Genomic DNA, 14,426 nt, shown 5'->3' on the forward strand with positions numbered 1-14,426 from the left:
TTCTTTTGCTCTTTACACTCCTAATTATAGAGGTTATCACGATAGAAACCATGGATACTTTGTGAAATATTGAACAAAGTTTTTGTCCTTTTTGTGAATTGTTATATTACATTTTCGTCATATTTGTTACAACTGGAAAAATATTTATTATGTATTTATTGACATATACAAAAAGAAAACGAGCGAATAAATTCGCTCGTTTTCTTTTTCCTGTTATTCCGCACTTAATTGGCTTTTTAATTGTTGTACAATCATCGGATTTGCAGGTGCTGCCGGTTTGTAATAACTCTTTTGCTTTGCGTACTCATACATATTACGTTGGCGCATCTCATCTTGATTACGAATTTGAATTAACGTTTGATGTAACTGTTCATTATCAGACTGAGCAATATAATTTGCATAGCTTGTTAAACTTGCATTTAATCCTGCTAAATAATCATTTACCATATCTTTTTCATTCATCTTTCTCTTCCTCCTATCCTAGGAAAGTCATTAATTGCTGTTTCGTATTTCGTGCATCTTGCGCATCTTTTTGTAGCATTTGTTTCAGTTGTGGATCTGTACACGTCTGTGCATACTGCTCCAACTTGTTAATAATTGTTGCGTGTCCACCAATTAAATGACGTAAGTTTTCTACTTCAAGCTCTGTTAAATTTTGCATAGAATACTCCTACCTTTCTTTATTCGTTCACTGTTAGTATTTAGCTATTTTTTGATTGTATACATAAATTAACTTTTTCACGTGCATACAAAATAAAAGATGAATAGCTAAACCATTCATCTTTTATACTCGTTATGTATTTATTTTTATAGAGATACAATCATACTTATACTCACAAGTAAGTTCCATACAATGTGTAAAATAATACTAGGTATAATAGATTGCGTCTTTTTGTATAACATTGCAAATACCATTCCCATAATCGTTGCTGTAATTAGAAGACCTCCATGAAGAATTCCAAAAATGAAGGAAGAAATAATGATACTAACTAAAAAATTATATCTCTTTTCTAAAAATCGATATAAAATACCTCGAAATAGAATTTCTTCTTTAACCGGTGTAATGATAGCAACACTTAACACATATATAATACTTTGTATGCTATTTTGAAGCCTTAAACTCCCTAATTGTTCCTTTTGTTCCGCTGCACTTTCAAAACTAAACACATGTAACATTAAATATTGTGATACTGCAATGATAATAAAACCAATTAATAGATATAAATATGTCTTCCCACTCTTCAAAACGGATACATCCCAAATAGATTTAATAAAATGAAAAACCGGTTTATAGGCTAATAAAACGATAGCAACAACAATTGCATCGAATAAGAGTAAATAATATCCTTCTAATTTAGTACTTAATGCTTCTTCTCCATAAATCTCAAAGGCTAAACCAAGAAATAATCCTCCTAGGAGTGAAATCCCTATAATCATTGCTATCATTACAAATAGATTTTTATATGTTATATTCTCGATTTTTCTTTCCACACTATACGCTTCTAACACTGTTTTACTCACAGTATCCCTCCAGTTATTCTCATTTACCTTATTAAAATCCTTGAATTTGAATATAGGGATAATATAACAAAATTTACAAAAAGAATAATATGCAATTTTACATATTATGAAAACTTTATATTTTATAGTTTTAGGAATAGGATTGCTATGCAATAATTATTATATGAAATTTCAAAAAACACTTCCTATCCACCATAATCCTCGCATCATATAAAACTTATTAGTTAAAGGAGCAATGAACATGAAAACACATGACTTCCTTACAGAAATCCAGAAGGGCTCTGAGCCTAGTCCCTATCAAGACCCCATCGTATTCAGTTTCGTTTGCTTTTTCTTAGCGATATATACATTTTTCAAACCTGCAAAATAATATCATTTCATAAGAAAAAGCCTACCATTCTTTTCGAATCATATGCACTAAAAAACCTTAGAATCACTTCTAAGGTTTTTGTTTGCTTTGCTTCTTATTCACGTAACCCTTTAATAAACGTTTCCAATAATACATGTAAACTTATATCTAGATCTAACGGCAAACCAAATCCGCCTTGCTGTTCAATCGAAGCAAATCCATGACAAATACTTCTGAATCCGCGTGTCGCATGAAGTGCATTCTCTCCTTCTAAGCCATACTGTTGTAATACTTGAAGACAAAGCTTTACAATTCCGTCACCTGCTTTTCTTACTTCTTCATCTCGTAAAAAAGTTGCTTCATATAGTCCAGGATGTTTTCGGACAAATGCTACATACGCTTCTCCTAATGCATGAATTGCTTCATCCATACGTTTATCCTCGGTCGCTTCTTCCAGTCTGTTATACAGCTGTTTGATTCCGTAAATACCAAGATTTTTCCGTACATCTTGTAAACCTTTCACATGATTGTATAGTGAGGGCGAACGTATCCCTAACCTTTGCGCTAATGAAGCTAACGTTACTTCTTGTATTCCATTTGTATCTGCAATTTCTGCAGCTGTTTCTACAATTTTTTGTAATGTAAGTCCGATTCTCGGTGACATAAATTAACCCTCTTTCTTACTTTCTATATTCCGTTTCGCTTCCTTAATAGCAAGCTCTATGACAGTCCCTGGATTCTTTATCATTTCCCCATGCCCTGCCGCAAGTAAGGAAGGCTCATATTCGCTTAACTTCTCTGCACTTTGTAATGATATTTCTTTGCTCCACGTTGCCATCGCAGGAAACGGAAACCAAAATTTCATTTGTCCCGAAACAGCCATACCTCCTCTTGTTTGGAATGCATCCCCAACAATAAGAGCTTTATTCCGTACATCAAGAAACGACATGGATCCTGGTGTATGTCCCGGTGTCATAATTGCAAGAAGCGATCCAACTCGGTCGCCATCTTCTAATAAAACATCAGGTACCGTTTTTACTTTTTTAGGTACACCGCCTTTTATCGGTATATTCGGTTCATCCTTTTGTAACGTCGTATCTCCTTCTAACAGCTTTGCGTCCCGCTTAGAAATATAGACTGGAACATGAGGAAGTACTTCCTTTAATGCGTCTAATGCACCGATGTGATCATCATGCGCATGTGTTAATACAATTTTAGTAATTGGTTTTCCTATTTTCTCAGCCGCCTGTAAAATACCTTTTGCGCTATATGGCAAAGCCGCATCAATTAAAGTTAAACCATCTTCTTCCTCTACAAAGTAACAATTTACAGGAAACGCTCTTGGCAAAAATGACAATTGATATAACGTTTTTTCATGTATCATCCTCATAGTCCCATCTCCCTTTTCACGAAAACTAACACCATTAGTTTTATTATACTAATGGTGTTAGTTTTATGTCACTAAAAAATTTCTTTTTTTCAAAAAAAAGAACAGTAGCCGTATAAACGACTACTGTTCTTTAAAGATATTAAACTGTGTAACGCTCATCTTCTAAAATTTTCGCAGCGATTTCACGTTTCTTCGGAATTACGTTAAGTGGTGTGTGACGAGTTAATTTACGTAATGATGATAACATCATGCGCAGCATGTCGCCATTTTCAACTGCGATAAGTGTTTCTTTCGCATCTGCTTCGATTTCGTTGAATGCTTCTTGGCAGAATACTTCAGTGTATAACACTTTTTGTTTATTCTTTTCAAGACCAGTTGTTTTGATTGCTTTTTCTGTACGAAGAACAGCTGATTCCATTGCGTATAGATTACTTACGATGTCAGCGATATTCACAAGAATTTCTTGCTCTTTATCTAATGCTTTACCGTATTTTTGAGCCGCTAATCCAGCTACCATTAAGCCGATTTTTTTCGCATTAGTTACTAAATATTTTTGAAGTGCCAATGGCTCATCGCCCACTTCTTCTGGCATCATCATCATTAACTCTTCTTGTAATTTTTGTGCTTTTTGAAGAAGTGGTAATTCACCTTTCATCGCTTTACGTAAGAACGTACCTGGTACGATTAGGCGGTTAATTTCGTTCGTTCCTTCGAAAATACGGTTAATACGAGAATCACGGTACATTCTTTCAATCTCGTATTCTGCCATAAATCCGTAACCACCGTGAATTTGAACACCTTCATCTACTGTATAGTCTAATACTTCAGAACCGAATACTTTGTTTAAAGAGCACTCGATTGCATATTCAGCGATAGAAGCTGCTACTGCTTTACCGTCTTTTACTTCTTCTTCAGATAATGTGCTCATGCGGCTTTCGAATAAACCTACTGTACGATATACAGAGCTTTCAGCTGCATATGTTTTTGCTGCCATATTCGCAAGTTTCTCTTGAATTAATGGGAAGCGAGCGATTGGTTGTTTGAACTGTTGACGTTGGTTTGCATATTGTGCTGAAATTTCTACTGCACGTTTCGCAGATCCAACTGTACCAACACCTAATTTATAACGACCGATATTTAAAATGTTGAATGCGATAATATGACCTTTACCGATTTCACCAAGTAAGTTTTCTTTCGGTACTAACGCATCTTCTAAAATTAACGTACGAGTTGAAGAACATTTAATACCCATTTTCTTTTCTTCTGGGCTTGTAGATACGCCAGCGTAGTCTTTCTCTACGATAAATGCTGAGAAGTGCTCTCCATCGATTTTTGCATATACAACGAATACGTCAGCGAATGCAGAGTTTGTAATCCACTGTTTTTCACCGTTTAATACATAATGTGTACCTTCTGCATTTAAACGTGCAGTTGTTTTTGCGCCTAATGCGTCAGATCCTGAACCTGGCTCTGTTAATGCGTATGCAGCTAATTTTTCACCAGTTGCAAGTAATGGTAAATACTTTTTCTTTTGCTCTTCGTTACCGAATAATACGATTGGTAAAGATCCGATACCTACGTGAGCACCGTGAGTAATTGCAAAACCACCAGCGCGAGAGAATTTCTCTGCGATTAACGCTGAGCTTACTTTATCAAGACCAATTCCGCCGTACTCTTCTGGTACGTCAGCGCCTAATAAACCAAGTTCTCCAGCTTCTTTTAAAAGACGAACTGAACGATCAAACTCATGTTGCTCTAAATATTCAAGCTCTGGAAGAACTTCATTTACGATAAAGTCCTCTGTCGTTTTAGCAATCATTTTATGCTCAGATGAAAAATCTTCTGGCGTAAACACTTGATCAATCGTAATCTCATCTACTAAAAAGCTACCGCCTTTAACCGCATTTCCTACTGTTTTTTCCATGAAAATTTCCTCCTTCATATTTTCATGAGCCGCTTCTCTCTTTTTGAAAGAAGCTGGCTCTCCCTTTTTTTATAAACCTTTGTTGCTTCCATTTTTTTTTATAATCCAGTTCCAGCGGCTAGAATGTTCGGTGGCTTCGCTTCTTCCTGCGAGGCAAAGAACGCCTCTACGTCTGAAGCTCCATCCCCCTCACATTCTGAACGAGCCGCTTCCACTTTTTTTCATAATCCAGTTCCAGTGGCTAAAACAGTCGGTCGTTTCACCCCTTCCTGTGAGGCAAAAAGCGCCTCTTCGTCAAGGCTTCCAACGCCCTCCTGTTCTAAACGAGCCACCTGCACTTTTTAAAGTAATTCAAATACTCCCGCTGCTCCCATTCCGCCGCCGATACACATTGTTACGATACCGAATTGTTCGTTGCGGCGTTTCATTTCGTGAATTAGAGATAGTGTTAGTTTTGCTCCTGTACAGCCAAGTGGATGTCCAAGTGCGATTGCACCACCGTTTACGTTTACATTTTCTTCATCTAAACCAAGTTCACGAATAACTTGGATCGATTGAGAAGCAAATGCTTCATTTAGTTCGAATAAGCCAATATCAGATAACTCTAAGCCAGCTAGTTTTAACGCTTTTGGAATTGCAGCGATTGGGCCGATTCCCATTACTTCTGGTGGTACGCCAGCTACTGCAAATGAACGGAATTTCGCAAGTGGCTTCATGCCATCGCTCACTGCTTTTTCGCGATCCATTAATAATACAGATGCTGCACCATCACTCATTTGTGAAGAGTTACCAGCTGTTACAGAACCGCGAACGTTAAATGCTGGACGTAATTTACCTAAAATGTCTAGCGTCGTCTCTGCTCTTACACCTTCGTCTTGTGCGAAAGTGATTGTTTCTTCTTGAAGTTTATTGTTTGATCCAACCGAGCGTAACGTCACATCTACAGGTACTGTTTCATCAGCAAAGTTTCCTGCCGCTAATGCTTTCGCAGCACGTTGATGGCTTCTTACTGCAAATGCATCTTGCTCTTCACGAGAAATTCCATATTTCACAGCAACTTGCTCTGCTGTATGTCCCATACCCATATAATATTCTGGAGCCGCTTCTACAAGGCGACTATTCGGACGAACAACGTGTCCCATCATTGGAACTAAACTCATTGATTCTGCTCCGCCTGATAATACAGCTTCAGAGTGACCAAGCATAATACGCTCAGCTCCGTAAGCGATACTTTGTAAACCTGAAGAACAGTAACGGTTAATCGTAATAGCTGGAACATCGTAAGAAAGTCCTGCTAATCCGCCGATATTACGAGCCATATTTAAACCTTGCTCTGCTTCTGGCATCGCACAACCGAAAATTAAATCATCGATTGGTCCTTCATAATTCGCACGCTTTAACGTTTCCTTTACTACTAACGCCCCTAGATCGTCAGGACGAACTGTTTTTAATGAACCCCTCTTTGCTTTTCCAATTGGTGTTCTTGCTCCCGCAACAATGACAGCTTCTCTCATGAACGATATCTCCCCTCGTTATTAGTTACGTAATGGCTTTCCTTTTACAAGCATGTGCTGCATTCTTGCTTGTGATTTCATCTCACTTACTAAGCTAATAAATGCTTCACGTTCTACATCTAATAAATATTGCTCATCAACCTCTGTTCCGTACGGCACTTTTCCGCCCGCAATGACATATGCAAGTTTCTTAGCAATGTGAAGATCGTACTCTGAAATGTAACCAGATAAATGCATTGCTTCCGCACCAAGTGCAAGAGTTGCATATCCTGTTTCCCCAACAACTGGTATCTTTTTACGGATCGGCGCTTTATAACCAGCTTCATATAAAGCAAGTGCTTTCTGTTTCGCATCGTATAGTAAGTGATCACCATTCACACTAATACCATCTTTATCACCTAAGAAGTTATGAGAAACTGCTTCTTGTCCTGAAGTTGAAACTTTCGCCATTGCGACTGTTTCGAACACTTTATTTGCAACTTTTTGCAGATCAAACTCTACACCGTTTGCCATTTTGTTTAAGTGTTTAATGTATAGCTCTTTATTACCGCCTCCGCCAGGGATTAAGCCAACACCAACTTCTACTAAGCCCATATACGTTTCACTAGAAGCTTGAATGCTCGCTGCTGGTAAGCAAACTTCTGTACCTCCGCCAAGCGTCATACCATATGGTGCTGCTACAACTGGCTTAGAAGAGTACTTAATTTTCGTCATTGCATCTTGGAAGTTTTTCACAACCCACTCAATTTCAAAGTAGTTGTCGTCTTGTGCTTCCATTAAGATCATTGCTAGGTTCGCACCAACGCAGAAGTTCTTCGATTGGTTACCGATAACAAGACCTTTATAATTCTTTTCTACTTCATCAACAGCGTAGTTAATCATTTGCGTAATATCCATACCGATTGCATTGCTCTTCGAATGGAACTCTAAGCAAAGGATGCCGTCGCCTAAATCAATTAAGCTCGCTCCGCTATTTTTCTTTAAGACACCATTTTTTGCTTTTAATTGCTTAAGAGAAATTGCTTTTTTATTACGCTCGATTAGCTTATATTCGCCATTATCGTAATAGTAGCTATCGCCGTTATCATGTTTATAGAAAGTAGTGAAACCTTTCTCTAACATTTCTTTCACCCAAGTAGGAACAACTACGCCGTTTTCTTCCATCTTTTGAACAGATTTTTCAACGCCGATTGCATCCCACACTTCAAATGGCCCTTGCTCCCAGCCGAAGCCCCACTTCATCGCTTGGTCAATTGCAACGATATCGTCAGCAATTTCTTTATGAAGTTTTGCAGAGTATAAAAGAGTTGGTGTAATGATGTTCCATAATAACTCTCCTGCACGGTCTTTCGCGTATACAAGCGCTTTCAATTTATTCGCTAATCCTTTTTCTTGTTTACTTAACTCTACGGATGCAGCTTTTAATTTTTTACGCGCTTCGTATTCCATCGTTTCAGGATTTAATTCTAAAATTTCTTTTCCTTGTTTTAAGAAGAAGCCTTGCCCCGTTTTACTTCCAAGCCATTTTTTCTCAAGCATGTCATGCATGAAAGCTGGTACTTTAAATACATCACGCTCTTCTTCTTGCACATTTTCATATACGTTATTCGCAACGTGTACGAATGTATCTAAACCGACAACATCTAATGTGCGGAACGTTGCGCTCTTCGGACGACCAATAAGTGGGCCTGTTACAGAATCAACCTCCCCAATGCTATAGCCGCGTTTTACCATCTCTTGAAGAGTAACAAGTAAACCGTACGTACCGATGCGGTTTCCAATAAAGTTTGGTGTATCTTTTGCGATAACAACGCCTTTTCCAAGAACGTCTTCGCCAAATAGTTTCATGAAGCTTAATACTTGTGGATCTGTTTCTTTCGTCGGTATTACCTCTAGAAGTTTTAAATATCGTGGTGGGTTAAAAAAGTGTGTGCCTAAGAAGTGTTTCTGGAAGTCGTCTGAACGACCTTCTGCCATTTTTTCAACTGAAATGCCTGACGTATTCGAGCTTACAATTGAGCCCGGTTTACGAACAGCGTCTACTTTTTCAAATAATTTCTTTTTAATATCTAAGTTTTCAACTACTACTTCAATAATCCAATCTACATCAGCTAGACGCTCAAGATCATCTTCTAAGTTACCTGCTTCAATCAGTGCTAGATTTCCTTTCACTGTCAGAGGAGCTGGTTTTTGCTTTAATAGTTTTTGCACAGCCGTATTACTAAAACGATTTCTCACACTTTTATGTTCTAATGTAAGTCCCTTCGCTTCTTCTTCTTTCGTAAGCGCAGGTGGTACAATATCAAGCAATAATGTCGGAATACCAATATTAGCTAAGTGTGCCGCAATTCCCGAACCCATTACGCCTGAACCTAGAACAGCAGCCTTTTTAATTTGGAACATCCAATTCTCCCCCTATTCTTGAATGAATGCTCATTCAATTTTTCGACATAAGTCGCAATCAATGAGTGAGCCTCTACTAATAAATATATGATACTGTTTAAATTTTCGCAATATATTTATTGATAAAATTTTCTGAAATAAATATTTTTCTTTCATTTGGCCATGCTATATATGTATTTTCTTCACTAAAATACACTTTCCCTTTTTATAATCTGACGAAACTGGAGGAATATATATGGCAAAACTTAAGAAGAACCCTTCAAAGGCTGGAATTAGTGCAGCTAGTGTAACTGGAAATGCAGGTCCGCATAACCACGGCGTGGAAAAAGGACGTCAAGGTAATAACCAACAATATAAAAAGCATAATATGGGCGAAAAATAACGCTATATTTTTGGGCAGAGAACGTGGCATAATGATTAATGGCTGCTTTTTCTGCCCAATTTATTTGTAACAAATGAGGGAATTATAATGAAACGAACAATAGTTATGATTGTAATGATTGCTACACTATTTACAGGGATGATTTTCTTCTCTTATGCACAAAGGCAACAATCTGTAAGAGCTGATCAACCTAATATTACTGGGCAATACGGAGTTACAATCGATGCAGACACAGGTGAAATTTTGTATGGGAAACGTGAAGACGAACGCTCTTATCCGGCTAGTATAGCCAAAATGATGACAACCCTTCTTTTACTAGAGAATGTAAAAGAAGATGAAGAAATTACAGTTACAGAAAAAGCAATTAAAACAGAAAGTCAAAGCAAGAAAATTAAACTTCGTGCTGGAGAAAAATTAAAGCGTGATGAGGCATTAAAACTTATGCTTATCATTAGTGCAGATCCAATAGCTGAATCAATTGCAGAACATATCGCAGGATCAAAAAATGAATTTGTGAAAATGATGAATGCTAGAGCGAAGGAACTTGGTACAAAGCATGCGACTTTCAAGAACGCAAGTGGTGCTGATGCACTTGGAAATAAAGTATCGCCATATGACATTGCTATTATTACGAAAGAAGCATTAAAGTATCCAGTTGTTTTAGAATATATGAATTCAACGCGTACAACTCTACATACTTCAGAACGCTCTCCAAACATCGCAAACTACGGACGAGAAGAACTATATGACGATCCATATGCGATTGGAAGTAAAAGCGGTCTATCAGCACTTGGCAAATATACAGTCGTAACAGTGGATGAAAAAGACGGTAAACGTGTCATTAATGTTGTATTATCTTCTACCCGCAAGCAACTGTATCCTGATACGAAGAAAATGGCACATTATGCATTTCAGCAATTAAAATAACCAAGGAGTATTTTCTCCTTGGTTATTTTTTAACCATACCTTTTAATACGAACGCAACGTTTGCTGGACGCTCTGCTAGACGACGCATGAAATATCCATACCAGTCGTTTCCATAAGGTACGTAAACACGCATTTTGTAGCCTTCTTTTACTAGCTCAAGTTGACGCTCATTACGAATACCATATAACATTTGGAATTCAAATTGATCCCTTGGAATGTTGTGTTCTTCAGCAAGTTTTTTTGTATATTCAATAATCGCTTCGTCATGTGAAGCAATTGCAGTATAATTTCCATTTAATAAGTGCATTTTAATAATTTTTTTATAATTGTCATCTACATCTTTCTTGTCTGGGAATGCCACTTCTTCAGGTTCTTTATAAGCACCTTTTACAAGACGTAAATTAGGATTATAAGCATTTAAATCTTCAATATCTTTTTCTGTACGATATAGGTAAGCTTGAATAACAGTACCAATATTATCGTATTCAGATTTTAATTGTTTAAAGATATCAATTGTTTTACCACAGCGTGTATAGTCTTCCATATCAATGGTAACGAACACACCATTTTCTTTCGCCGCTTCTAAAATACGGCGCATATTGTTCATTACGATTTCATCAGAGATATCTAATCCCATAGAAGTCATCTTTAAAGAAAGCTGCGAATCAAGACCTTCTCTTCCAATTGCACGGATTGCTTCAATCGATTGGTTAGCCATTTCATTTGCTTCCGCTTCATTATCAACGAATTCCCCTAAATAATCGATTGTTACACAAAGTCCTTGCTTGTTCAATTGTTTAATAGCTGCTGTCGCTAATTCAATTGTCTCCCCTGCGACAAAGCGACCTGCACCAAAGCGTAAACCGTACTTTTTAGCCAGTTTTGTTAGCGCTTTATTTTTTGACAAGAAAAGAAACGAATTTCGCATTAATTGTTCCATGTAATTCACCCCTATGACTGTGATTTATCTGTTTTTTACCCCTCTTCAAAATTATATCATTGTTTAAAATTATTGGATACAAATAATTATTTAGATAATTTATAAAATACTATAAAAACATTTAAAAACCTATATTTCTGCTTATAAATATACCTGAAATATTTTTCGACATTTAGAAAAATGGAGTTTAATAGGCATAAAATAGGCATGTCGAAAATATTCGACATGCCTATAAAACCCTTAATATTCCATGTAAATTATATAAGGATATTAATACAGAAAACTTACGATTATATTTCCCTCAAGTTTTTTTATTGCTCATTTCGCTTCTCTTCATTCAGCCTTTTAATATCCGTAATTAACTGCACCATCTCTTCTTTCGCATCGGGATACGTCTCATTCCAATGCTTCACTAAAGCTGGCATCGTCTTCGCTATGTAAGAATACAGTGCCCACTTCTGTACCTGTTCTTTTCTCTCTTCATTGCTCTCTCCAAGTAACAGTTCCGTGTATTTCTCTAACAACCCGTCAAATTGTTCGTTAAACTTTTCACTCATCTTATTTACCTCCTATATGAAAAAAGCAGCGAAAATCGCTGCTTTTCTTTATAATTTTGATCGAACAGAGTTTAATTTTTTCTCCATTGTGCTTACTTTATCACGACGATCATCAATACGAATTGTTGTTGCAACACGCTGTGCACCTTTCGTATATGGAACTTCATGCATTTGTTGAATTACTTCTAGAATGACAGGAAGATCTCCTTCAATAATTGTATTCATCGGTGTTAATTGATACTTCACGCGATCCGCATTTTTCTCTAGCACCTTTTGTACTTCTGCTACATATTCACTAACACTTGGATTACCTGTTCCTACTGGAATAATCGATACATCAACAATTGCCATAGTAGTCTTCCTCCTATAATCGTTTCTTATATATCCATTGTCTATTTTACCGAAATCCTCATCATTTTACTAATATGTTACTCTTCCACTTTAAACTGCTCGACTAATCTTTCTAAATCTCTCATATGTTCTGTCAAACTTTCCATCGTGTGAGCTACCTTTTCTAAATGATTCACCTGTGATTCCGTTGCAGCATGTACCTCTTCAGAAACAGCTGCACTTTCTTGACTCGTACCAGCAATTGTATGCATTACCGCTGTAATTTCCCCTTGCTCGTAACCTATGTTATGTACCTCTTCTACAATTTTTTCAACTGAAGTACTAATCGTATTTACGACTGACATAATTGTACGGAACTCCATTTCCGCCTCTGTCGTCACTTTATTTTGCACATCTGCAATGTCTTTCAATTTACTTACAACTTCTACAACCCTTTTTACTTCTAATTGTACATCACCAATCATCGTTGTGATTTCTCCGGTTGCCTCTTTTGATTGTTCCGCTAATTTCCGAACCTCTTCAGCAACAACCGCAAATCCCTTACCTTGCTCACCTGCACGGGCAGCTTCAATCGATGCATTTAAAGCAAGTAAATTTGTTTGATCCGAAATGCCTTTTATAAGCTCAACAACATTTTGAATCGATCCAACTCTTTGTTCTAACTTATCCGATGCTTCTTCTGTATGAACAACAATCGAAGATGATTGTCCCCTCGTACGGATTAAATTCCTCATTGTATTTAATCCTTGCTTAGATGCCTCTTCCGCTTTGCCAGCCACTCCTTTTATTTCACCAACGGAGCTATTCATTTGTTCCACTGACTCCGCCATATTCTCGAGCTGAGCTGAAACTTCATCCACACCATTCGCAAGAGTAGAGGCTCCTCCACTCACATCATCCATTGCTCCTGAAACTTCTCTACTAGCCGCTACTGTTTCATTCGTTAAGTAATGTAAACTATTCGTTGATTGTTGCACCGTTGATACGCTGTTTTTAATTTTACTTACCATTTCATTCATTTGTTCAACCATATCATTAAAGTGCTTAGTCAACTCTCCAACTTCATCTTTACTTGTCACTTTCATTCGCAGCGTTAAATCGCCTTCTGCTACTTTTTGCACGTGATTCTTTAATAGTTGCAGTGGTCTTGCTAATCTTCTTGAGAACAAGTAGGAAGCTACGATTCCAACTAATAAACTAATACATGCCATTATAATAACTGTATTTCTCGTACTATTTAATAGCCCATCGATCGTTTCTTTCGGATAAAAGATTCCTATCGTCCATTTCATCGTATCAAATGATTGACTGTAAACAACTACATCTTCACCTTTTATTGTACTGACCGCATATTTTGTTACCTCTTTATTTAAGCTCTTTATAAGTGGCTCTTTAGAAACATCTTTTCCTATCTTTTCTGGATAAACAAGAGCCATATTTTTATCATTTATAATAAACATTTCTCCGTCATTATTGTATTGAATATTGTGAAGCAACTTCTGAATCGTCCCAAGCGATACATCCATCGCAACAACGCCTAATACAGATCCATCTTGAGCTGTAATTGCTTTAGAAACACCTACACTTAACTTTCCTGTTGCAATTTCATAAGAAGGTTGTCCCCAGTGGACCTTTTTTACATCAGCCTCTGAATCTTTATACCATGGTCTTGTCGTTGGATCGTATCCTTCTGGCACTTGCCCACCTTCAGCAAGATTGGCACTTAATGTTTTTTTATCTTTCGTACCAATATATAAATCTAAAATACCAGGATGATTCTTTTTATACTCTGCAAACTCTTTCGTTAAAAACGCTTCCTCTTCTGGAGTAACCCCACCTTGAAGTATATTACGAATCATCTCACTGTTCGCGTAATACCCCATATCTTCATCCGTTCTTTGAACAAATGTCGTAAGTTGCTCTGTTACAAGATCCATCGCATTTTGAGAATACTCGTCTAAGGAACGCACTTCCTTTTCTTTCTGTAATTGATACACAGCTGTACCCAATATTACGAACATCATAGAAATAAGAACTGAAAACACTACCGCAATTTTTAAACGTAAACTTCTTAACATCTTCCCCCCAGCATCCCCTTCGCATTAAATTAAAATCTTATTAATCATTATATTAAGTATAATAGATAAAATTAAAAAATTGAAATTAAT

The 14,426-nt window shown here is 36.9% G+C and carries 14 protein-coding genes; 2 read left to right on the forward strand and 12 right to left on the reverse strand.

Going from position 1 to position 14,426, the window contains the following annotated elements; translation table 11 throughout:
- Nucleotides 1-213: 213 nt before the first annotated feature.
- The 8 genes from AB6801_RS12640 to AB6801_RS12675 all read right to left on the reverse strand — a co-directional run bounded on the left by AB6801_RS12640 (nucleotide 214) and on the right by AB6801_RS12675 (nucleotide 9,101).
- Nucleotides 214-462, reverse strand: coding sequence for a spore coat protein (locus AB6801_RS12640; RefSeq protein WP_001002987.1), 249 nt, complete (start codon nucleotides 460-462; stop codon nucleotides 214-216).
- 13 nt (nucleotides 463-475) lie between these two features.
- Nucleotides 476-661: a hypothetical protein gene (locus AB6801_RS12645; protein ID WP_001180555.1), complete on the reverse strand. Its 186-nt coding sequence runs from the start codon at nucleotides 659-661 to the stop codon at nucleotides 476-478.
- 146 nt (nucleotides 662-807) lie between these two features.
- Nucleotides 808-1,521, reverse strand: a complete 714-nt coding sequence (locus AB6801_RS12650; protein WP_065702912.1) for a CPBP family intramembrane glutamic endopeptidase — start codon at nucleotides 1,519-1,521, stop codon at nucleotides 808-810.
- A gap of 464 nt (nucleotides 1,522-1,985) precedes the next feature.
- Nucleotides 1,986-2,534, reverse strand: a complete 549-nt coding sequence (locus tag AB6801_RS12655; RefSeq protein WP_061654810.1) for a TetR/AcrR family transcriptional regulator — start codon at nucleotides 2,532-2,534, stop codon at nucleotides 1,986-1,988.
- Between the two features lie 3 nt (nucleotides 2,535-2,537).
- Nucleotides 2,538-3,260: an MBL fold metallo-hydrolase gene (locus AB6801_RS12660; protein WP_001242324.1), complete on the reverse strand. Its 723-nt coding sequence runs from the start codon at nucleotides 3,258-3,260 to the stop codon at nucleotides 2,538-2,540.
- A 139-nt stretch (nucleotides 3,261-3,399) separates the two neighbouring features.
- On the reverse strand, nucleotides 3,400-5,184 hold the full coding sequence (locus tag AB6801_RS12665) for an acyl-CoA dehydrogenase family protein (RefSeq protein WP_000416291.1): 1,785 nt from the start codon (nucleotides 5,182-5,184) through the stop codon (nucleotides 3,400-3,402).
- Nucleotides 5,185-5,525: 341 nt separating this feature from the next.
- The gene (locus tag AB6801_RS12670; RefSeq protein WP_097998978.1) at nucleotides 5,526-6,698 is read right to left on the reverse strand and encodes an acetyl-CoA C-acetyltransferase; all 1,173 of its coding nucleotides are present in this window, start codon (nucleotides 6,696-6,698) and stop codon (nucleotides 5,526-5,528) included.
- Nucleotides 6,699-6,719: 21 nt separating this feature from the next.
- A complete protein-coding gene (locus tag AB6801_RS12675; protein WP_000486378.1) occupies nucleotides 6,720-9,101 on the reverse strand; it encodes a 3-hydroxyacyl-CoA dehydrogenase/enoyl-CoA hydratase family protein in 2,382 nt (793 codons plus the stop codon).
- 235 nt (nucleotides 9,102-9,336) lie between these two features.
- Here AB6801_RS12675 and AB6801_RS12680 point away from each other — a divergent pair, with 235 nt between their 5' ends.
- Together AB6801_RS12680 and AB6801_RS12685 are read left to right on the forward strand one after the other, a co-directional pair.
- Nucleotides 9,337-9,483, forward strand: a complete 147-nt coding sequence (locus tag AB6801_RS12680) for a YuzL family protein (RefSeq protein WP_001096344.1) — start codon at nucleotides 9,337-9,339, stop codon at nucleotides 9,481-9,483.
- An 87-nt stretch (nucleotides 9,484-9,570) separates the two neighbouring features.
- Entirely contained in the window at nucleotides 9,571-10,410 is an 840-nt protein-coding gene (locus AB6801_RS12685) for a D-alanyl-D-alanine carboxypeptidase family protein (RefSeq protein WP_097998043.1), read from the forward strand.
- 22 nt (nucleotides 10,411-10,432) lie between these two features.
- Here the strand turns inward: AB6801_RS12685 and AB6801_RS12690 are convergent, their stop codons facing one another.
- The 4 genes from AB6801_RS12690 to AB6801_RS12705 all read right to left on the reverse strand — a co-directional run bounded on the left by AB6801_RS12690 (nucleotide 10,433) and on the right by AB6801_RS12705 (nucleotide 14,336).
- Nucleotides 10,433-11,350: a proline dehydrogenase family protein gene (locus AB6801_RS12690; RefSeq protein ID WP_000436772.1), complete on the reverse strand. Its 918-nt coding sequence runs from the start codon at nucleotides 11,348-11,350 to the stop codon at nucleotides 10,433-10,435.
- A gap of 311 nt (nucleotides 11,351-11,661) precedes the next feature.
- Nucleotides 11,662-11,907, reverse strand: coding sequence for a YusU family protein (locus tag AB6801_RS12695; RefSeq protein ID WP_001290594.1), 246 nt, complete (start codon nucleotides 11,905-11,907; stop codon nucleotides 11,662-11,664).
- A gap of 48 nt (nucleotides 11,908-11,955) precedes the next feature.
- Nucleotides 11,956-12,258 carry an MTH1187 family thiamine-binding protein gene (locus AB6801_RS12700; protein WP_001018860.1) on the reverse strand — a complete coding sequence of 101 codons (303 nt, stop codon included), beginning with the start codon at nucleotides 12,256-12,258 and terminating at the stop codon, nucleotides 11,956-11,958.
- Nucleotides 12,259-12,335: 77 nt separating this feature from the next.
- The gene (locus AB6801_RS12705) at nucleotides 12,336-14,336 is read right to left on the reverse strand and encodes a methyl-accepting chemotaxis protein (RefSeq protein ID WP_000946354.1); all 2,001 of its coding nucleotides are present in this window, start codon (nucleotides 14,334-14,336) and stop codon (nucleotides 12,336-12,338) included.
- Nucleotides 14,337-14,426: the final 90 nt, after the last annotated feature.

The organism is Bacillus sp. RCC_6_1 (assembly GCF_041360755.1).
GTDB lineage: Bacteria > Bacillota > Bacilli > Bacillales > Bacillaceae_G > Bacillus_A > Bacillus_A cereus.

Coding starts and splice junctions, on each gene's coding strand:
- AB6801_RS12645 (WP_001180555.1), bottom strand. CDS start 661: ATGCAAAATTTAACAGAGCTTGAAGTAGAAAACTTACGTCATTTAATT.
- AB6801_RS12665 (WP_000416291.1), bottom strand. CDS start 5,184: ATGGAAAAAACAGTAGGAAATGCGGTTAAAGGCGGTAGCTTTTTAGTA.
- AB6801_RS12640 (WP_001002987.1), bottom strand. CDS start 462: ATGAATGAAAAAGATATGGTAAATGATTATTTAGCAGGATTAAATGCA.
- AB6801_RS12705 (WP_000946354.1), bottom strand. CDS start 14,336: ATGTTAAGAAGTTTACGTTTAAAAATTGCGGTAGTGTTTTCAGTTCTT.
- AB6801_RS12695 (WP_001290594.1), bottom strand. CDS start 11,907: ATGAGTGAAAAGTTTAACGAACAATTTGACGGGTTGTTAGAGAAATAC.
- AB6801_RS12690 (WP_000436772.1), bottom strand. CDS start 11,350: ATGGAACAATTAATGCGAAATTCGTTTCTTTTCTTGTCAAAAAATAAA.
- AB6801_RS12685 (WP_097998043.1), top strand. CDS start 9,571: ATGAAACGAACAATAGTTATGATTGTAATGATTGCTACACTATTTACA.
- AB6801_RS12680 (WP_001096344.1), top strand. CDS start 9,337: ATGGCAAAACTTAAGAAGAACCCTTCAAAGGCTGGAATTAGTGCAGCT.
- AB6801_RS12660 (WP_001242324.1), bottom strand. CDS start 3,260: ATGAGGATGATACATGAAAAAACGTTATATCAATTGTCATTTTTGCCA.
- AB6801_RS12655 (WP_061654810.1), bottom strand. CDS start 2,534: ATGTCACCGAGAATCGGACTTACATTACAAAAAATTGTAGAAACAGCT.
- AB6801_RS12675 (WP_000486378.1), bottom strand. CDS start 9,101: ATGTTCCAAATTAAAAAGGCTGCTGTTCTAGGTTCAGGCGTAATGGGT.
- AB6801_RS12700 (WP_001018860.1), bottom strand. CDS start 12,258: ATGGCAATTGTTGATGTATCGATTATTCCAGTAGGAACAGGTAATCCA.
- AB6801_RS12670 (WP_097998978.1), bottom strand. CDS start 6,698: ATGAGAGAAGCTGTCATTGTTGCGGGAGCAAGAACACCAATTGGAAAA.